Here is a 17,869-nt window from a genome sequence, read left to right on the forward strand (position 1 = left end):
CCGATTATTCCATCCGGCTTTCGGCACTCCCGCGATGACGGCCCCAGCGGCTGACCTGTCTTCGAGCCGGCCGCGTCGGCCCGCGCTCATCCTGCTCGCCGCGCTGCTGGTGATGGCCGTCACCGCGCGGCTGGGGTGGTGGCAACTCGACCGCGCGGCCCAGAAGATCGCCCTGCAAACGGCCATCGAGTCGCAAGCTGCCGCTCCCGAGCTCGCCTCCGATGCCCAGCCCGCCAGCGAGTCTGAAGCGCAACGGCAGCGACACCGCCGAATCCGCCTGCACGGCACCTGGCTGCCTGAACACACCATCTACCTGGACAACCGGCAGATGCAGGGCCGGCCGGGCTTCTTCGTGCTGACGCCGCTGAGGCTGGCCGGCGGCGATGCGGTGCTCGTGGAGCGGGGATGGCTGCCGCGTCACATCGCCGAGCGCACACGCATCGCGCCGTACACGACCCCGACAGGAGAGGTCGAGGTGCTGGGGCGCATTGCCCCATGGCCGTCGCGGCTGGCGTCCCTCGGCTCCGAAGCCACGGGGCCGATCCGGCAGAATCTCGATTTCGCCGACTACGCGGCCGCGACGCACCTGGCGCTGCGGCCATGGGCCGTGGCCGAACTGCCCCAGCCGGGCAACGCCGGCGATGGCCTGCTGCGCGACTGGCCCATGCCGGCTGTCGATGTGGCCAAGCACTACGGCTACGCGGCGCAATGGTTTGCCTTCTGCGCCCTCACTGCAGGACTCTATGTCTGGTTCCAACTCGTCCGACCCCGTCGCCGCGGCCGCGCCTGACCCGCTGGCGATGAAGGTGCACGGCGGGCCCGCCCCGCACCTGCCCGCCGATGTGCGCCAGCGTCGCACAGGGGGCCGCTTCACGGCGTTGCTGGTGCTGCTGGCCTGCGCCGCGCCGGTGATCGTTTCCTATTTCACGTACTACGTGTGGCGGCCGAGCGCGCGCAACAACTACGCCGACCTCGTCCAGCCCACCCGCGGCATCCCGGAGGGGCTGGGGCTTCGCGACCTCGAAGGCAGGCCGGTCGCGAGCGCGTCGCTCAGAGGCCAGTGGCTGCTGGTGGTCGTCGCCGGGGGGCAATGCGATCGCCGTTGCGAGGACCATCTGTACGCCCAACGACAGCTGCGCGAGATGGCCGGCCGCGAGCGTGACCGCATCGACCGTGTCTGGCTCGTCGTCGACGAAGCGCCGTTGCGCGCCCCGATAGAGCAGGCCGTCGCTGCCGGGGATGCGCCGGCGATGGTGTTGCGCGTGCAGCGCGAAGCCCTGGAGCGCTGGCTCCTGCCGGCGCCGGGGCAGACGCTGGAAGACCACCTGTACCTCGTCGATCCGATGGGGGAGTGGATGATGCGCGCGCCGGCGGCGTTGGATCCCAAGCTCTTCCACAAGGACCTGGACCGGCTGCTGCGGGCGTCCGCCTTCTGGGATCGCCCGGGCCGCGAGCACTGACGCATGAACGCCGTCGCTGTGGTCGACTATTCACCGGCCCTGGGCCTGCTGGCGCTCGCGTCCGGCCTGGCCCTGCTGCCGCTGGGTTGGTGGGCCTGGCGGCAGCGTGCGTCAGGGCCGTCCGCCCGCCGCGCCGCGCTGACCGTCCTGACCCTGTTCCTGACCTTCGACCTCGTGGTCTTCGGCGCCTTCACGCGGCTCACCGACTCCGGGCTCGGCTGCCCTGACTGGCCCGGCTGCTACGGCGAAGCCCACCCGTTCGCCGCCAACGAGCAGATCGCGGCGGCCGAAGCGGCGCAGCCCACCGGGCCGGTCACCCGGCACAAGGCCTGGATCGAGATGGTCCACCGCTACCTGGCGATGGCCGTCGGGGCGCTCATCCTGGTAGCCGCGGCGATGAGCCTTCGAGCGCGACGCGAATTGCCTTTCTCCATCGGCTGGCCCCTGGCCACGCTGGCCTGGGTGATCGTGCAGGGGATGTTCGGGCGATTCACGGTCACCTTGAAGCTTTACCCCGCCATCGTCACTCTGCACCTCCTGGGCGGACTGATCCTGCTGGCCCTGCTGGCCTTCCAGGCCGAGCGCTACCGCGGGCGATCGCTGGCCCTGGGCCCGGCCTCGCGTGCGCTGCTGGCCATCGCACTGCCCTTGCTGCTCGTGCAGGTGCTGCTCGGGGCCTGGGTCAGCACCAACTATGCGGTGCTGGCCTGTCGTGGGTTCCCGCAGTGCAACGGGCAGTGGTGGCCGGAAGGCATGGACGCGGAGCAGGGCTTCACGATCCTGCGCCATCTCGGCAGGGCCGGCGAAGGCGGATTCCTGCCGGCACAGGCCCTGGTGGCCATCCACTGGGCTCACCGAGTCTTCGCGCTCGTTCTCGTGGCGGTGCTGCTGGCTCTGGCCACCGCGTTGCGGCGGCAGTCGGCTGGCGTCGCTCGGGCGGTGGCTCAGGCGTTGTTTGGGCTCACTGTGCTGCAGGTCGCCACGGGCGCAGCCAACGTCGTGCTGCACTGGCCGCTGGTGGCCGCCCTCATGCACACCGCCGGTGCCGCGGCGCTGACCTGGCTGCTCGTGGCGTTGCAGGTCCGTGCCCTTGCCGTTCCTGCTGCCGCATCGGCCGGCGCCCCATCGGCCACGCCACACGGCCTGACCTCACCATGAATCCGACTGTGTCCTCGCCCGCCTTGTCTTCGTCGCCTCCGTCCCGCTGGTCCCAGTACCTGGCCCTGACCAAGCCGCGGGTGGTCCAGCTCATCGTCTTCTGTGCCGTGATCGGCATGCTGCTGGCGAGTCCGGGCTGGCCGGATTGGCGCATCGTGATCGCCGCGACGGCAGGCATCTGGCTCGTGGCCAGCGCCGCGGCAGCCTTCAATTGCCTGGTCGAGCGGGAGATCGACCGGCGCATGAAGCGCACGGCCTGGCGTCCGACGGCCAAGGGCGAGCTGGCCGATCGCCACACGCTGGCCTTCTCGCTGCTGCTGTGCGCGATCGGCTGCGCCATCCTCTGGCTGTGGGTGAATCCGCTGACCATGATGCTGACGCTGGCGACCTTCGTCGGCTACGCCATCATCTACACGGTGGTGCTCAAGCCGCTGACGCCGCAGAACATCGTGATCGGCGGCGCCTCCGGGGCCATGCCTCCGGTCCTGGGCTGGACAGCCGTGCGCGGCGATGCGGGCCCCGAGGCCTGGCTGCTGTGCCTCATCATCTTCCTCTGGACGCCGCCGCACTTCTGGGCGCTGGCCCTGTACCGCGCCGAGGACTACGCCCGCGCGGGCCTGCCGATGCTGCCGGTGACGCACGGCGCGGAGTTCACGCGACTGCACGTCTTTCTCTACACCATCGTGCTGTTCGCCGGCACGATGCTGCCCTTCGTGTACGGCATGAGCGGGTGGATCTACCTGGCCGCGGCGATCATGCTGGGCGCGGCGTTCATCCTGTATGGATTCCGCCTCTGGCGCGACTATTCGGACACCCTGGCCCGCCAGGCCTTCCGTTTCTCGATCCTTCACCTGTCGCTGCTGTTCGCGGCGCTGCTGGTCGACCACTACCTGAGCCCGCTGCTGGCCTGACCCCGAAAGCGCACCCACCCATGACGACTCCCTTCCTTCGCCGCCTCGCTGCCATGAGTTTCGCCGGCCTGGCGCTGGCCGGATTGGCCGGCTGCCAGAAGACGCCCGTCGCCTTCCAGGGCATAGACATCACCGGCGCCGACTATGCGCGCCAGCTCAACCTCACCGATGCCGACGGCCAGCCGCGCACATTGGCGGACTTCAAGGGCAAGGTGGCCGTCGTCTTTTTCGGCTACACCCAGTGCCCCGACGTCTGCCCGACGACGCTGGCCGAAATCGCCGCGGTGAAGAAGAAGCTGGGAGAGCAAGGCGACAAGGTCGTCGGCGTCTTCGTCACCGTCGACCCGGAGCGCGACACGGCGCCCGTGCTCAAGGCTTATGTGAACAGCTTCGGGCCCGGATTCGTGGCGCTGCGTGGCAGCGTGGACCAGACGAAGGACGTGGCGCGCGAGTTCAAGGTGTTCTTCGCCAAGGTGCCCGGCAAGGCCGACGGCAGCTACACCATGGACCACACCGCCAACTCCTATGTCTTCGATCCCCAGGGGCGCGTGCGGCTGGCGGAGCGCTACGGCGCCGGTGCCGAGGCCCTCGCCCAGGACGTGAAGGCGCTGCTGGAAGGCGCCTGAGGCGGCAACGGAAAACGGCCCCGAAGGGCCGTTGCAGTGTCGTTGCGTGCGGACCCGGTCAGGCCGTCGCTTCCAGCGCCTTGCGCATCTTCTTCAGCGCGGCGACCTCGATCTGGCGGATGCGCTCGGCACTGACGCCGTATTCGGCCGCCAGCTGGTGCAGCGTCATGCCACCCGTGGAATCGTCGTTCACCTTGAGCCAGCGTTCTTCGACGATGCGGCGGCTGCGGGCATCGAGCTGGTCCAGCGCGCTGGCGATCCCGTCGCTGGACATCTGGTCGCGGCCACGGGCCTCGAGCACCCGGGTGGGCTCGTGGTTCTCGTCGGCGAGGTAGGTGATGGGCGCGAAGGTCTCCTCGCCGCTGTCGTCCGTCTGCGGCTCCAGGGCGACGTCGCCGCCGGCCATCCGCGTTTCCATCTCGACGACCTCGGACGGCTTGACGTTGAGCTCGCGAGCCACCACGTCGATCTCCGCCGGCGTCAGGGCGCTGCGGAAGGTCTCGCCCTCGACGGCCTGGTTCTTCAGGCCCTGCTTCATCGACCGCAGGTTGAAGAACAGCTTGCGCTGGGCCTTGGTGGTGGCCACCTTGACCATGCGCCAGTTGCGCAGGATGTACTCGTGGATCTCGGCCTTGATCCAGTGAAGCGCGTAGCTCACCAGGCGCACGCCTTGCGCTGGGTCGAATCGCTTGACGGCCTTCATCAGGCCGACGTTGCCCTCCTGGATCAGGTCGCCGTGCGGCAAGCCGTAGCCCAGGTATTGGCGAGAGACCGAGACGACCAGGCGCAGGTGCGAGAGCACCAGGCGGCCGGCGGCCTCGAGGTCGCCCGTCTCGCGCAGGCGCGTGGCGAAGCTCGACTCCTCTTCCGGCGTGAGCAGCGGAATGCGGTTGACGGCCGAGATGTACGCGTCGAGGTTGCCGACCGGCGGGACCAGCGCCCACGGGTCGCGCAGGGCCAGGGAGGTGGAGGCGGTGGTGTGGTTCATCGAAGGATGTGACTCACCAGGCGGCTGCCCGGTTCCGCAAATATTAGCACTCCTTGTCCGCGAGTGCTAAGTGGTGGTTCCGGGCCCGGTTCTCAAGTCCAGGTCTGCATCTGGAAAAAGGCGACCTGCCCCGGCAGGCGATACGGTCGATTCTGCAGAAGAATCTTTGCGGCGTTGTTCTTGCCTCCAAGCGTGAAAAATGTCACGACTATGAGCTGCGCACGATTTGTGCTCTGCGGGAAAGAAAAGATGCCTCTCGTGCCGGGTCAAGCCCCTTCGAGGCGACGTCCTGCATCGCCGATACTCCGCGCAGCCTCCCATTGCCGTCGCCTGCAACCGTGCCTTCCGTCACCGAACTGCTGACTGACCTCACCCTCCCAGCTCCCGAAACGGCCGGCGAGCCGCCCGAGGCGTCGGTGGCGGTGGCACTGCGGGAGTCGCTCATCCCCCTGCTGGACACGCTGGCCGGCCAACCGCCGCGGCCGGTTCGTCTGATGCGCCGCATCGGGCTGGACAAGAGCCTGGCGAGCCGCCTGGTGCAGGCGGTCAAGGCCGAGTCGGATTCCCAGTTCCTCCACCTCCTGCCTTCCCCCACCGGCCTGCGCATCCTGCTGGAGCGCAGTCGCCAGGTGCCCGAGGCGGCCGAGCGCCTGCCGGTTTTCGAGCGCGCAGTCGAGGCCTTCGCAGCCCTGCTGGACGCCTTGCCTGGCGGCCGCCAGGCCCTCGATGCCCGTCTGGGCGAAGAGCTCTCGTCCATCCGCGAGCGAAGGGAACAGATGGCCCGGCAGGCGTCCTTCAAGGCCGTCTCCTTTCTCTTCGGTCACTACTGCGAGACCTTGTCGACGGCCATCTTCCTGTTCCCGTCGCCCGATGGCGAGCGGGTGGATGCCGTGGAGGTGCACCGGCGGATCGGCCTGCGGCGCATCACCCCCGGCACGCCGCTGCCCCTGCTCAGCCTGCACGCCAAGCCCGAAGCGTCCGGCGCGCCTCCCGACCCCCTGGCCGTTCGGCCGGTCGACGGCGGCACGCCCGGAGCGAGCGATGCCGAGGACGCCCGCCGCTACTTCATCGCCGAAGGCTCCAGCCTGCCGCTGCCCGCACTGGAGGTGGAGCGCGAAGGCAGCAGCTGCACTTTCCTGCTCGGCCCGCAGGGGTCGGATCCGCTGCCGGCCCGGCTGACGACCGCCATGCGCTACAGCGCCATCGAGCCCCTGCATCCCGCCCAGCCGAGCACCGTGGTGCGCAACTACATGCTGAACACGCCCTGCCAGCGTCTGGTGCGCGAGATCTACCTCGCCGACGGGGTGTGGCCGGATGCTTTGCCTCAGGTCGGCTTCTACCTGCCGGGGCCGACGGGCGCGCTGCTGACGCCGCCGGTGCCTGGCGTGCCGCACTACCGCCGCCTGAACCTCAGCGCACCGATAGAGCAGCTGGCGGCCGGGGCAGCGCTCCCGCCTCTGGCCGGCATCGGCGACCACGCCAGCGTCCTGACGGCGGTGCTGCGGCGCGCCGGCCTGTCAGGGCTGGCCTGGCGAGGCTGGCGCTGCCAGACGACCTACCCGGTGCCGCTGGTCGAGATGCAGCTGGGATTCCGCTTCGCAGGCCATGCCGGCGCGCCGCTCGCCTAGACCATCTTTTCCGGACGCACCCAGGCGTCGAACTCCTCGCCCGTCAGGCCGCCCACGGCCAGCGCGGCCTCGCGCAGCGACAGGCCATTCGCATGCGCATGCTTGGCGATGGCGGCGGCGCGGTCGTAGCCGATGTGCGGGTTCAACGCGGTCACCAGCATCAGCGAGCGCTCCAGCAGCTCCCCGATGCGCGCCTCGTCCGGCTCCATGCCTCGCGCGCAGTGGGCGTCGAAGCTGGCCATGCCGTCGGCCAGCAGCCGCACGCTCTGCAGGAAGGCGTGGGCGATCAGCGGCTTGTAGACATTCAGCTCGAAGTTGCCGCTGGCGGCGCCTATTCCCAGGGCCACGTCGTTGCCCATCACCTGGCAGCAGGCCATGGTCAGCGCCTCGCACTGCGTCGGGTTGACCTTGCCGGGCATGATGGAGCTGCCCGGCTCGTTCTCCGGGATGCGCAGCTCGCCCAGGCCGCTGCGCGGTCCCGAGGCCAGCCAGCGGACGTCGTTGGCGATCTTGGTGAGGGCCGTCGCCAGGGCCTTGAGCGCGCCGTGCGCTGCAACCATCGGCTCATGACCGGCCAGGGCCGCGAACCGGTTGGGGGCGACACGGAAGGGCAGCCCGGTGTCGGCCGCCAGCCGCTGCGCCACGCGATCGCCGAAGCGCGGATCGGTGTTCAGCCCGGTGCCGACGGCGGTGCCGCCGATCGCTAGCTCGTGCAGGCCCGCGAGGTTCAGCTCGATCGCCCGCTGCGCGAGATCCAGCTGGGCCACCCAGCCCGACATCTCCTGGCCCAGGGTCAGCGGGGTCGCGTCCTGCAGATGGGTCCGGCCGATCTTGACGATAGAGGCGAAGGCCTCGGACTTGGCGGCCAGAGTGTCGCGCAGCGCCTTCAGCGGCGGCAGCAGGTCGTGCGCGATCGCCACGGCGGCGGCCACGTGCATGGCGGTGGGGAAGACGTCGTTGGACGACTGGCCGCGGTTGACGTGGTCGTTGGGATGCACGCGCCGGCCCTCGCCGCGCTCGCCGCCCAGCAGCTCCGAGGCGCGGTTGGCCAGCACCTCGTTCATGTTCATGTTGGTCTGGGTGCCGGAGCCGGTCTGCCAGACGGACAGCGGGAAGGCCCCGGGGTGACGCCCGGCGAGGACTTCGTCGGCCGCCAGGACAATCCCGCGGGCCAGTCCACTGTCCAGCAGGCCCAGCTCGGCGTTGACCTCTGCCGCGGCTCGCTTGATGCGGGCCAGCGCGGTCAGCAGCGCCTCGGGCATCCGCTCCGACGAGATGCGGAAGTGTTCCAGCGAGCGCTGGGTCTGCGCGCCCCAGAGCGCTTCGGCGGGGACTTCGATGTCGCCGAACGAATCTCGCTCGGTTCGGGTGGCAGGTCGGGTCATGTCGGCAGCTCCCGGCGGCGCCCGCCGGGCAAGCTGCCGGACACCGCTCAGACGTTGAACAGGAAGTGCAGCACGTCGCCATCCTTGACGACGTACTCCTTGCCTTCCGCCCGCATCTTGCCGGCATCCTTGGCGCCCTGCTCGCCGCCGTACTGGATGAAATCGTCGTAGGCGATGGTTTGGGCGCGGATGAAGCCGCGCTCGAAGTCGGTGTGGATCACGGCGGCAGCCTGGGGCGCTGTGTCTCCGACGTGGATCGTCCAGGCGCGCACTTCCTTCACGCCCGCCGTGAAGTAGGTCTGCAGGCCCAGCAGCTTGAAGGCGGCGCGGATCAGGCGGTTCAGGCCCGGTTCGTCCTGGCCCATCTCGGCCAGGAACATCGACTTGTCCTCGTCGCTCATGTCCGCCAGCTCGCTCTCGGTCTTGGCGCAGATGGCCACGACGGGAGCGTTCTGCCTGGCCGCGTAGTCGCGCAGGCGGTCGAGGTAGGGGTTGTTCTCGAAGCCGGACTCGGACACGTTCCCCACGAACATCGCCGGCTTGGCGGTGATCAGGCACAGCGGCTTGAGAACCACCTGCTCTTCCTTGCTGAAGGCGATGGATCGCACCGGCCTGGCCTCGTTCAGCGCGGCCTCGCACTTCTTCAGCACGTCCACCAGTCGCTGGGCCTCCTTGTCGCCGCCCGCCTTGGCCACCTTGCTGTAGCGCTGCAGGCTCTTCTCGACCGTGGCCAGGTCGGCCAGGCACAGCTCCGTCTGGATGACCTCGATGTCGGCGATCGGGTCCACCTTGCCGGCCACGTGGATCACGTTCTCGTCGTCGAAGCAGCGCACGACGTTGACGATGGCGTCGGTCTCGCGGATGTGCGAGAGGAACTGGTTGCCCAGGCCCTCGCCCTTGCTGGCGCCGGCCACCAGGCCCGCTATGTCGACGAACTCGACGATCGCCGGCACGACGCGCTCGGGCTCCACGATCCCGGCCAGCGCCTGCAGGCGGGCATCGGGCAGCTCCACCACGCCGACGTTCGGCTCGATGGTGCAGAACGGGTAGTTCTCGGCGGCGATGCCGGCCTTGGTCAGGGCATTGAACAGGGTGGACTTGCCGACGTTGGGCAGGCCGACGATGCCGCACTTGAGGCTCATGGGGGCTTCCGGGGGTGGTGAGAGGGCGCACCCCTGTCGACCCCGAACTCGACCCCGAACAGGGGATAGGGGTGGGCTTGCAGTGCGCCGAACCCGCTATTTTAGGCGGGCTGCCTACAATCCGCCGCTACATGACCGCCTACGACGTGCGCATCCTCGGCTCGGGCATCGTGAGCCGTGCCCTGGCCCTGACGCTGGCCCGCCAGGGCCTGCGCGTGGCGCTGCAGACCCGGCCGCAGCGTGCGGCCACCGCGGTGCCCGATGTCCGGGCCTACGCGCTGAACCCGAGCTCCGTCGCCCTCCTGACCGGGCTGAAAGCCTGGGAAACGCTGCCAGCCGATGCCCGCACGGCGGTGCACGACATGCAGGTTGCGGGCGACTCCCCTGGCGCGCGGCTCGACTTCTCCGCCTGGAAGGAGAAGCTGCCGGCCCTGGCCTGGATCGTGGACGCAGCCGCCCTGGAGGCTGTGCTCGACACCGCGGCCGATTACAACCCCCGGATCACCCTGGTGCCCGAGCCGCCCGCCGCGCCCCTGACGGTGGTGGCCGAGGGCCGCGCTTCCTCCCTGCGTGATCAGCTCGGCGTGCGCTTCGAACACCACAGCTACGGCCAGCGGGCCATCGCCGCGCGGCTGGTGGCCGACCGCCAGCACGCCGGAGTCGCCCGGCAGTGGTTCCGCTCGCCCGACATCCTCGCCCTGCTGCCCTTCGACAGGCCGCAGGCCGGTTCCAGCTACGGCCTGGTCTGGTCGCTGCCCGACGCCGAAGCCGAGCGCCTGCTGGCCATGGAGGCGCCGGCCTTCGAAGCCGCCTTGAACGAGGCCACCGGTGGCAGCGCCGGGCGGCTGGGCCTGGCCAGTGAGCGCGCCGCGTGGCCGCTGGCGATAGGGCACGCCTCGGAGGTCAGCGGCCCGGGCTGGGCGCTGGTCGGCGATGCCGCCCATGTCGTGCATCCGCTGGCCGGGCAGGGCCTGAACCTGGGCCTGGCCGACGTGGCCGCCCTGGCCGAGGTGCTGGCCGGGCGCGAGGCCTGGCGCCCGCTGGGCGACGCCGACCTGCTGCGCCGCTACGCCCGCCGCCGCGCCCCCGGCACCTGGGCCATGAGCCAGGCCACAGACGGCTTGTGGCAACTTTTCGCCGGCCAGCAACCCGTGCTGCGGGAACTTCGCAACCGCGGCCTGGGTCTGGTCAACCGTATCGGACCGGTCAAGCGCTGGCTGGTGGCCCAGGCGCTCGACGCCTGAGCCCCGTCCGAAAGACAACGCCTCCAGAAGGATTCCCATGTCATTCCCGATCCGCCGCCCCGGCGTTGCCTCCCGTGTACTGACCAGCCTGGCGCTGGCCGGCCTGTTCGCCTCAGCCGCCCTGCCGGCGCGTGCCGACGAGGCGGCGATCCGCAAGACCCTCGCCGACCGCATGCCGGAGCTGCCCAAGATCGACGAGATCAGCAAGACGCCCATCCCCGGCCTGTACGAGCTGCGCATAGGCACCGACATCCTCTATTCCGACGAGACCGGTGCCTACCTCTTCGAAGGCGCGATGCTGGAAACGAAGACCAAGACCGACATGACGCGGGCGCGCATCGACAAGCTGACGATGATCGACGTCGCCTCGCTGCCGCTGAAGGACGCGATGGTCTTCAAGCAGGGCACCGGGCTGCGCAAGCTGGTGGTCTTCGCCGATCCCAACTGCGGCTATTGCAAGCGAATCGAGCGAGACCTGGTCGCCCTCAAGGACGTGACCATCTACACCTTCCTGCTGCCCATCCTCGGCCCGGACTCGACCGTGAAGTCGAAGGACATCTGGTGTGCCAAGGAGAACTCCAAGGTCTGGCGCTCCTGGATGATCGATGGCGTGGCGCCGCCGAAGGGCGACAAGTGCGACACCGCCGCGCTCGACCGCAACCTGGAGCTCGGCCGCCGCTACAAGATCAACGGCACGCCGGCCGTGGTCTTCGAGGACGGCACCCGTTCGCCGGGCGCCCTGCCGGCCGAGCGGCTCGAGGCGCGCATGAAGGAAGCGCGCGAGGCCAAGAAGTCCTGAACGCACGCGAGGCCGGTGCCGGCGGGCGACGTGATCGCCGGGCCTGGGCGCCGGCTCCGGCGCCGATCGGCTGAAAGAGCAGTCGTCCAGGGGATGGCCGGCGCCAGCCGAGGGCGCTGCAGCGACAATGCGCGCCATGAGTCTCGCGACCACCCGCCTTTCCGCCCCGCCGGCGCCGCTGGCCGAACCTCCTCGCCTGGCCCGGCAACTGGGCGCCGCAGGCCTCGTCCCCTTCATCCTGGGCGCCGCGCTGATCTGGCTGGTTTATCCCGAGGCGCAGGCCCTGGTCACCCTGGCGCTGGCCGGCTACGCGGCCTGCGTGGTGGCTTTCCTGGGCGGCATCCACTGGGGCCTGGCGATGCGCGCCGGGCAGGGCGAGCCGGCGAGCTTCGCCTGGTCCGTGGTGCCTCCGTTGGCCGCGGCCGTCGGCGTGCTGATGCCGGCCTACGCCGGCCTGGTGCTGCTGGGGGCCATGCTGCTCGTCTGCTATGCCGTCGATCGGCGCCTGTACGTGGCGCACGGCCTCGCCGCGTGGCTCACGCTGCGATTCCGGCTGAGCGCGGTGGCGGCCCTGAGCTGCTTCATCGGCGCGGCCGGCAGCTGAAGGACGGCCGCCGCGATGACGACCTCGATCCGCTACCGAATCGACCTGGCCGACGCCGCCGCCCACCGCTACCACGTCACCTTGACCGTGCCCGCGCCGGCGAGTGACCAAGTGCTCAGCCTGCCGGTGTGGATCCCGGGCAGCTACATGGTGCGCGAGTTCGGCCGTCACCTGAGCGGGCTGGTCGCGCGCCAGGGCAGCCGCGAAGTGCCCTTGACCCAGCTGGACAAGACCAGCTGGCGCGCCGAGACCGGTGGCCGGGGCGCTCTGACCCTGGAGTACGACGCCTACGCCTTCGACACCTCCGTGCGCACGGCCTACCTGGACGACAGCCGCGGCTTCTTCAACTCGACCAGCCTGTGCCTGCGCGTGCATGGCCAGGAGAGCCACCCTCACGAGCTGCGGCTGGCCGGCTTGCCTTCGGGCTGGGAGGTCGCCACCGCGATGCCGCCGCTGCCTGGCGTGCGCAACGGTTTTGCCAGCGCCGATTACGACGAGCTGGTCGACCACCCTTTCGAGCTCGGGACCTTCTGGCGCGGCCGCTTCGAGGCCGCCGGCGTGCCGCACGAATTCGTCGTCGCCGGTGCCTGGGCGAACTTCGACGGTGAACGCCTGCTGGCGGACGTCAAGCGCCTGTGCGCGGCGCACATCGCCTTCTGGCACGGCCGCGGCAAGCCGCCCTTCGAGCGCTACGTGTTCTTGCTCAACACGGTGGAGGACGGCTATGGGGGCCTGGAGCACCGGGCCAGCACGGCACTGCTGGCCAACCGGCGCGACCTGCCGCGCCAGGGCCAGGCGGCGGTGGGCGACGGCTACCTGAACCTGCTGGGCCTCATCAGCCACGAGTACTTCCACGCCTGGAACGTCAAGCGCCTGAAGCCGGCGGAGTTCATGCAGCTGGACTACAGCCGCGAGAACTACACCCGGCTGCTCTGGCTCTTCGAGGGCTTCACGTCCTACTACGACGACCTGATGCTGCGCCGCGCCGGCCTGATAGACAGCGCGCGCTACCTCAAGCTGATCGCCCGCACGATCAACGGCGTCCGCGCCACCCCCGGGCAGCGGGTGCAAAGCGTGGCCGAGGCCAGCTTCGATGCCTGGGTCAAGTACTACCGCAGCGACGAGAACACGCCCAACGCGACGGTGAGCTACTACACCAAGGGCTCGCTGCTCGCGTTGCTGCTCGACCTGCACCTGCGCCAGGCCGGCGAATCGCTGGACGCGCTGATGCGCCGCCTGTGGAAGGCCGCTCCGCGCGGTGCGGTCACCGAGGAGCTCGTGCTGGCCGAGGTCGAGGCCCTGGGCGGACGCAAGCTGGCGGATGCGCTGGCCGGCTGGGTGCACGGTCGAGCCGAGCTGCCGCTGATGCCCGCGTTGGCCGCTGCGGGCATCGGCCACAGCGAAGAGAAGGCCGGCTGGAGCGCGTCGCTCGGCCTGAAGCTGTCGGAAGGGCCGGTGACCGGCGTGCAGGTCAAGGCGGTGCTGGCGGGCAGTGCCGCCGCGGCGGCCGGGGTCTCTGCCGGGGACGAACTGCTGGCCATCGATGGCTGGCGCATCCGCCGCTTCGACGATGCGCAGCAATGGGGCGCCGAAAGCCGCCCGTTCGAGCTGATGCTGGTTCGCGGCCAGCGCGTGCGCACGCTCACCCTGCGGCCGCTGCCCGTGCCGGCGCTCGAGCGCACCCTGGTACTGGCGCCCGACGCGCAGGCCTCGCCTGCCGCCCTGGCCCTGCGCCGCGGCTGGCTGGGCGACTGAGTCGTCCCGATGAACCTGAAGGCGAAGCGATGACCGCTCGCCGGCTGACCCCTTGGCACCTGCGCCGCCGCTTGGGTGCGCTGCTGCTGGTGCTGGCGGTGAGCGCGGCGCACTGGTGGGTGGCCAGCCAGTTGCCGGACAGCCGCCTGGGCGAGGGCGCCGCCGACGACATGCCGGAGGCCATCGAGGTGGCTTTCGTGCGCGAACTGGCGCCCGCGGCGCCGCCCGTCTTCGTGGCCGCTGCGCAGCCTCGGCCGGCGCCGGCTCCCGTGGCCCGCCCGCCGCGGCCGGCGGCTTCGGCGGCGTCGCAGCCCCCTCCCGCCGCCAGCGAGCCCGTGGAGACGGCTGCCAGCGCCGTCGAGACCGTCGTCGCCGCGGCGAGTGCTGTGCCGCCCTTGCCGACGGCCTCCGCGGCCGCGTCGGCGCCGGTTCCCGCATTGGCCGACGCCGCCTCCGAGCCTGCAGCGAGCGCGCCGGTGGCCGCCGCCGCGGCTTCGGCGGCGGCCAGCGGCGTGGCCTTCGACTGGCCGCCGTCCACGCGGCTCAGCTACACCTTCGAGGGCTACAGCATGGGCCCGGTGTACGGCAACGCCAAGGTCGAGTGGCTGCGCGAAGGTTCGCGCTACCAGGTGCGGCTCGAGGTGCGCGTGCCGCCGCTGGGCGGCCGGCGCATGGTCAGCGACGGCCAGCTCGGCCCGCTGGGCCTGGCGCCGCGGCGTTACGACGAGGAGACGGATCGCCTCTTCCACGACACCGCGCGCGTCTCGGTGCTCTTCGAGCCCGATCGCATCCAGCTGGCCAACGGCAAGGTCAACGATCCCATCCCCGGCGTGCAGGACACCGCCAGCCAGTTCGTGCAGATGACCTGGCTGTTCCTCACCCGGCCCGAGTTGCTGCAGCCCGGCCGGGTGGTGGAGTTCCCGCTCGCGCTGCCGCGCCGCATAGGCCGCTGGACCTACGACGTGCGCGAGCCGGTCGACCTGCAGCTGCCCTTCGGCGCCATCAAGGCCTACCACCTCGAGCCGCGGCCCACCAGCCGGCGCGGCAAGGAGTGGCTGGTGGACATCTGGATCGCGCCCTCGCTGCAGTACCTGCCGGCCAGGATCACGCTGCGGCAGGATGCCGAGAACTACGGTGAACTGACCCTCAAGAGCCTGCCGCTGCAGGCCGGTGCCGCGCCTGCGGCGGCCTCGGGAGCCAGCCGTATAGTCCGTTGAGCACTGTCCACGAACGAGGAGGGCCCATGGCCTACGAATGCATCCTGACCGAGCGCCACGGCGAGGGCGAACTGCGCACCGGCCTCATCCGGCTGAACCGCCCCAAGCAGATGAACGCCCTGAACGACCAGCTGATGGACGAGCTGGGCCAGGCGCTGCTGGCGTTCGACGCCGACCCGGGCATCGGCTGTGTGGTCCTCACCGGCAACGAGAAGGCCTTCGCCGCCGGCGCCGACATCGCGGCGATGAAGGACTACGACTTCAGCCACACCTACCGCACCGAGTACATCAGCCGCAACTGGGAGACCATGCGCCGCGTGCGCAAGCCGGTGATCGCGGCGGTCGGCGGAGTGGCCCTGGGCGGCGGCTGCGAGGTGGCGATGATGTGCGACATCGTCATCGCGGCTGACAACGCGAAGTTCGGCCAGCCGGAGATCACCATCGGCGTGGTGCCGGGCGCGGGCGGCACGCAGCGCCTGCCGCGTGCCATCGGCAAGGCCAAGGCGATGGACATGGTGCTCACCAATCGCTGGATCAACGCACAGGAGGCCGACGCCTGGGGCCTCGTCTCGCGCGTGGTCCCCGCCGACCGCCTGATGGAAGAGGCCCTGGGCGTGGCCGAGAAGATCAACGGCCTCGGGCAGGTCTCGTTGATGGCCGCCAAGGAGGCGGTCAACCGCGCCTTCGAGTCGTCCCTGTCCGACGGCCTCTGGTACGAGCGGCGCCTTTTCCACGCGATGTTCGGCACCGCCGACCAGCGCGAGGGCATGGCGGCGTTTCTCGACAAGCGGCCGCCAAAGTTCGAGCGCCCGCAGTCCTGACCTTCAGGGCTGGATCCAGCGCGCGCCGGCGGCGTCGAAGAGGGCGCGCCGTTGCCCGGCCACCGCCAGGTCGAGCCAGTCGATGCGCTCGACGCGGGCGGTGACGACGGCGAAGTGCTCTCGCGATCCACGCTCGGGCATTGGATGCGCGAGCGGGCTGCCGGGGGGCAGCGGCGAAAGGTAGTCCTGCGCGGCCGGCGTCATCTTCAGCCGCGCCCATCGCGACGAGACGGCCAGGCCGCTGGTCGAGATCTCCAGCCTCGCCGCCATCCGCAGCTGCCAGCCGAGCTCGGGCGACCAGGCCACCATGAGGGCCTGGGGGTGGTGGCCGATCTGCCCCACCTTGGGCGAGCGGGCATCGGTGAAGAAGACCAGCTCACGGACCTCGGGGTAGATCTCGCGCAGGACGATGATGCGGGCGTCGCAGCCCGCCTTGCCTGCGGCGGTGGCGAGCACCGGCGTGCGCCAGGGGTGACCCCGCTCGGCCGCCGCGCGCTGCAGCTCGGCCCAGATCCGCTCGTGGATCGACGCGAGCTCCGAGGGCATGGGCGGCGAGTTCATCGAACCATGATCGCGCCGTCGCGGCGCCAGGGCTTGATGTCGCTCAAGCCTCCCGGCGCAGGGCCGGGAACAGGATCACGTCGCGGATGCTGGGGCTGTCGGTCAGCAGCATGATCAGCCGGTCGATGCCGATGCCGCAGCCGCCGGTCGGGGGCATGCCGTACTCCAGCGCGCGGATGAAATCGGCGTCGTAGTACATCGCCTCTTCGTCGCCGGCCGCCTTGTTGTTGGCCTGGGCCTGGAAACGGGCGGCCTGATCCTCGGCGTCGTTGAGCTCCGAGAAGCCGTTGGCGTACTCGCGGCCGGTGATGAAGAGCTCGAAGCGCTCGGTGATCGACGGGTCGGCGTCCGAAGCGCGAGCGAGGGGGCTGACCTCGACCGGGTAGTCGATGATGAAGGTCGGCTCCCAGAGCTTTTCTTCCACCGCCGCCTCGAACAGCCCGAACTGCAGCTCGGCCAGCGTCCAGTGCGCCGGCGGCTCCTCGCCCAGCGACTTGAGCCTGGCGTGAAGAGCCGCGGCGTCGGTCGACTCGACCTCGCTCACGCCGGCGTGCGTCACCAGCGCCTGGCGCACCGTCAGGCGGGCGAAGGGCTTGTCCAGGGCGACCGGCTTGCCGGCATAGGTGATGGCCGCCGACCCGGTGGCCGCGCGCGCGGCATGACGCAACACGGCCTCGGTGAAGTCCATCAGGTCGTGGTGGTTCCAGTAGGCCGCATAGAACTCCATCATCGTGAATTCCGGGTTGTGCCGGACCGAGATGCCTTCGTTGCGGAAGTTGCGGTTGATCTCGAACACACGCTCGAAGCCGCCGACCACCAGGCGCTTGAGGTAGAGCTCGGGCGCGATGCGCAGGAACATCTCCTGGTCCAGCGCGTTGTGGTGGGTGGCGAAGGGCTTGGCGTTCGCGCCGCCCGGGATCGGGTGCAGCATCGGCGTCTCGACCTCGAGGAAGCCGTGCTCGACCATGAAGCTGCGGATCGAGCTGACCGCCTTGCTGCGGGCGACGAAGCGCGAGCGCGCGGCGTCGTCGGTGATCAGGTCGACGTAGCGCTGGCGGTACTTCTGCTCCTGGTCGGTCATGCCGTGGAACTTGTCCGGCAGCGGGCGCAGGCTCTTGGTGAGCAGGCGCACGCTGGCGGCCTTGACCGACAGCTCGCCGGCCTTGGTGCGGAACAGGGTGCCCTCGCAGGCCAGGATGTCGCCCAGGTCCCAGTGCTTGAAGGCGGCCAGCGCCTCGGCGCCGACGGCGTCCAGCGTCACGTAGAGCTGGATGCGGCCCGAGCCGTCCTGCAGCGTGGCGAAGCAGGCCTTGCCCATCACGCGCTTGAGCATCATGCGGCCGGCCACGGCCACCTTGACGCCCTGCGGCTCGAGCTCCTCGTTGGGCACGTGGCCGTGGCGGTGGTGCAGGTCGGCCGCGTGGTGCGTGGGCTTGAAATCGTTCGGGAAGACCGCCTGGCCCGAGGCCTGGGCCTGCGCCCGCAGGGCGGCCAGTTTCTCGCGCCGTTCGGCGATCAGCTGGTTGTCGTCGGGCGGCGGGGAGGCTTGAAGATCGGTCATGGCTGTGTT

Annotated in this window: 17 protein-coding genes; 12 read left to right on the forward strand and 5 right to left on the reverse strand. The window is 70.3% G+C overall.

The window, feature by feature from the left end; genetic code table 11:
• Positions 1–34: 34 nt before the first annotated feature.
• The 5 genes from ACS5PM_RS16435 to ACS5PM_RS16455 are packed head-to-tail and all read left to right on the forward strand — an operon-like array spanning position 35 to position 4,155.
• The gene (locus ACS5PM_RS16435; RefSeq protein ID WP_439388735.1) at positions 35–790 is read left to right on the forward strand and encodes an SURF1 family protein; all 756 of its coding nucleotides are present in this window, start codon (positions 35–37) and stop codon (positions 788–790) included.
• On the forward strand, positions 744–1,460 hold the full coding sequence (locus ACS5PM_RS16440; RefSeq protein WP_439388736.1) for an SCO family protein: 717 nt from the start codon (positions 744–746) through the stop codon (positions 1,458–1,460). Before ACS5PM_RS16435 ends, ACS5PM_RS16440 begins: the two co-directional genes overlap by 47 nt.
• Positions 1,461–1,463: 3 nt before the next feature.
• Positions 1,464–2,618 (forward strand): COX15/CtaA family protein, encoded by a 1,155-nt coding sequence (locus ACS5PM_RS16445; protein WP_439388737.1) that lies wholly within the window; start codon positions 1,464–1,466, stop codon positions 2,616–2,618.
• Complete coding sequence (cyoE, locus tag ACS5PM_RS16450) at positions 2,615–3,529, forward strand: heme o synthase (protein WP_439388738.1); 915 nt, start codon at positions 2,615–2,617, stop codon at positions 3,527–3,529. Before ACS5PM_RS16445 ends, cyoE begins: the two co-directional genes overlap by 4 nt.
• Positions 3,530–3,549: 20 nt before the next feature.
• Entirely contained in the window at positions 3,550–4,155 is a 606-nt protein-coding gene (locus tag ACS5PM_RS16455) for an SCO family protein (RefSeq protein WP_439388739.1), read from the forward strand.
• Positions 4,156–4,213: 58 nt separating this feature from the next.
• Here the strand turns inward: ACS5PM_RS16455 and rpoH are convergent, their stop codons facing one another.
• Positions 4,214–5,143, reverse strand: coding sequence for an RNA polymerase sigma factor RpoH (rpoH, locus tag ACS5PM_RS16460; RefSeq protein ID WP_439388740.1), 930 nt, complete (start codon positions 5,141–5,143; stop codon positions 4,214–4,216).
• Positions 5,144–5,481: 338 nt separating this feature from the next.
• On the opposite strand from rpoH, the gene ACS5PM_RS16465 reads away from it, so the two are divergent.
• A complete protein-coding gene (locus tag ACS5PM_RS16465) occupies positions 5,482–6,771 on the forward strand; it encodes a hypothetical protein (RefSeq protein ID WP_439388741.1) in 1,290 nt (429 codons plus the stop codon).
• Here ACS5PM_RS16465 and fumC read toward each other — a convergent pair.
• Both fumC and ychF read right to left on the reverse strand, forming a co-directional pair.
• Positions 6,768–8,156, reverse strand: a complete 1,389-nt coding sequence (fumC, locus tag ACS5PM_RS16470; protein ID WP_439388742.1) for a class II fumarate hydratase — start codon at positions 8,154–8,156, stop codon at positions 6,768–6,770. The genes ACS5PM_RS16465 and fumC overlap by 4 nt on opposite strands.
• 47 nt (positions 8,157–8,203) lie before the next feature.
• On the reverse strand, positions 8,204–9,298 hold the full coding sequence (ychF, locus tag ACS5PM_RS16475; RefSeq protein WP_439388743.1) for a redox-regulated ATPase YchF: 1,095 nt from the start codon (positions 9,296–9,298) through the stop codon (positions 8,204–8,206).
• Between the two features lie 131 nt (positions 9,299–9,429).
• Here ychF and ACS5PM_RS16480 point away from each other — a divergent pair, with 131 nt between their 5' ends.
• From ACS5PM_RS16480 to ACS5PM_RS16505, 6 genes are all read left to right on the forward strand, one after another.
• Positions 9,430–10,542 carry an FAD-dependent monooxygenase gene (locus tag ACS5PM_RS16480; protein ID WP_439388744.1) on the forward strand — a complete coding sequence of 371 codons (1,113 nt, stop codon included), beginning with the start codon at positions 9,430–9,432 and terminating at the stop codon, positions 10,540–10,542.
• Positions 10,543–10,579: 37 nt separating this feature from the next.
• Complete coding sequence (locus tag ACS5PM_RS16485; protein ID WP_439388745.1) at positions 10,580–11,341, forward strand: DsbC family protein; 762 nt, start codon at positions 10,580–10,582, stop codon at positions 11,339–11,341.
• A 136-nt stretch (positions 11,342–11,477) separates the two neighbouring features.
• Entirely contained in the window at positions 11,478–11,945 is a 468-nt protein-coding gene (locus tag ACS5PM_RS16490; RefSeq protein ID WP_439388746.1) for a DUF3429 domain-containing protein, read from the forward strand.
• 15 nt (positions 11,946–11,960) lie between these two features.
• Positions 11,961–13,700, forward strand: a complete 1,740-nt coding sequence (locus ACS5PM_RS16495; RefSeq protein WP_439388747.1) for a M61 family metallopeptidase — start codon at positions 11,961–11,963, stop codon at positions 13,698–13,700.
• A gap of 29 nt (positions 13,701–13,729) precedes the next feature.
• Positions 13,730–14,917, forward strand: coding sequence for a DUF3108 domain-containing protein (locus ACS5PM_RS16500; protein WP_439388748.1), 1,188 nt, complete (start codon positions 13,730–13,732; stop codon positions 14,915–14,917).
• A 26-nt stretch (positions 14,918–14,943) separates the two neighbouring features.
• Complete coding sequence (locus tag ACS5PM_RS16505; protein ID WP_439388749.1) at positions 14,944–15,738, forward strand: enoyl-CoA hydratase; 795 nt, start codon at positions 14,944–14,946, stop codon at positions 15,736–15,738.
• A 3-nt stretch (positions 15,739–15,741) separates the two neighbouring features.
• Here the strand turns inward: ACS5PM_RS16505 and ACS5PM_RS16510 are convergent, their stop codons facing one another.
• Both ACS5PM_RS16510 and lysS read right to left on the reverse strand, forming a co-directional pair.
• A complete protein-coding gene (locus tag ACS5PM_RS16510) occupies positions 15,742–16,299 on the reverse strand; it encodes a pyridoxamine 5'-phosphate oxidase (RefSeq protein WP_439388750.1) in 558 nt (185 codons plus the stop codon).
• A gap of 43 nt (positions 16,300–16,342) precedes the next feature.
• Complete coding sequence (lysS, locus tag ACS5PM_RS16515; protein WP_439388751.1) at positions 16,343–17,860, reverse strand: lysine--tRNA ligase; 1,518 nt, start codon at positions 17,858–17,860, stop codon at positions 16,343–16,345.
• Positions 17,861–17,869: the final 9 nt, after the last annotated feature.

Origin of the sequence: Ideonella flava (assembly GCF_051857595.1) — a bacterium.
Taxonomy (GTDB): Bacteria; Pseudomonadota; Gammaproteobacteria; order Burkholderiales; family Burkholderiaceae_C; genus Ideonella.

Excerpts from the sequence above, each read along its gene's own strand:
- ACS5PM_RS16435 (WP_439388735.1), top strand. The coding sequence starts at position 35 with ATGACGGCCCCAGCGGCTGACCTGTCTTCGAGCCGGCCGCGTCGGCCC.
- ACS5PM_RS16440 (WP_439388736.1), top strand. The coding sequence starts at position 744 with ATGTCTGGTTCCAACTCGTCCGACCCCGTCGCCGCGGCCGCGCCTGAC.
- ACS5PM_RS16445 (WP_439388737.1), top strand. The coding sequence starts at position 1,464 with ATGAACGCCGTCGCTGTGGTCGACTATTCACCGGCCCTGGGCCTGCTG.
- cyoE (WP_439388738.1), top strand. The coding sequence starts at position 2,615 with ATGAATCCGACTGTGTCCTCGCCCGCCTTGTCTTCGTCGCCTCCGTCC.
- ACS5PM_RS16455 (WP_439388739.1), top strand. The coding sequence starts at position 3,550 with ATGACGACTCCCTTCCTTCGCCGCCTCGCTGCCATGAGTTTCGCCGGC.
- rpoH (WP_439388740.1), bottom strand. The coding sequence starts at position 5,143 with ATGAACCACACCACCGCCTCCACCTCCCTGGCCCTGCGCGACCCGTGG.
- fumC (WP_439388742.1), bottom strand. The coding sequence starts at position 8,156 with ATGACCCGACCTGCCACCCGAACCGAGCGAGATTCGTTCGGCGACATC.
- ychF (WP_439388743.1), bottom strand. The coding sequence starts at position 9,298 with ATGAGCCTCAAGTGCGGCATCGTCGGCCTGCCCAACGTCGGCAAGTCC.
- ACS5PM_RS16480 (WP_439388744.1), top strand. The coding sequence starts at position 9,430 with ATGACCGCCTACGACGTGCGCATCCTCGGCTCGGGCATCGTGAGCCGT.
- ACS5PM_RS16485 (WP_439388745.1), top strand. The coding sequence starts at position 10,580 with ATGTCATTCCCGATCCGCCGCCCCGGCGTTGCCTCCCGTGTACTGACC.
- ACS5PM_RS16490 (WP_439388746.1), top strand. The coding sequence starts at position 11,478 with ATGAGTCTCGCGACCACCCGCCTTTCCGCCCCGCCGGCGCCGCTGGCC.
- ACS5PM_RS16495 (WP_439388747.1), top strand. The coding sequence starts at position 11,961 with ATGACGACCTCGATCCGCTACCGAATCGACCTGGCCGACGCCGCCGCC.
- ACS5PM_RS16500 (WP_439388748.1), top strand. The coding sequence starts at position 13,730 with ATGACCGCTCGCCGGCTGACCCCTTGGCACCTGCGCCGCCGCTTGGGT.
- ACS5PM_RS16505 (WP_439388749.1), top strand. The coding sequence starts at position 14,944 with ATGGCCTACGAATGCATCCTGACCGAGCGCCACGGCGAGGGCGAACTG.
- ACS5PM_RS16510 (WP_439388750.1), bottom strand. The coding sequence starts at position 16,299 with ATGAACTCGCCGCCCATGCCCTCGGAGCTCGCGTCGATCCACGAGCGG.
- lysS (WP_439388751.1), bottom strand. The coding sequence starts at position 17,860 with ATGACCGATCTTCAAGCCTCCCCGCCGCCCGACGACAACCAGCTGATC.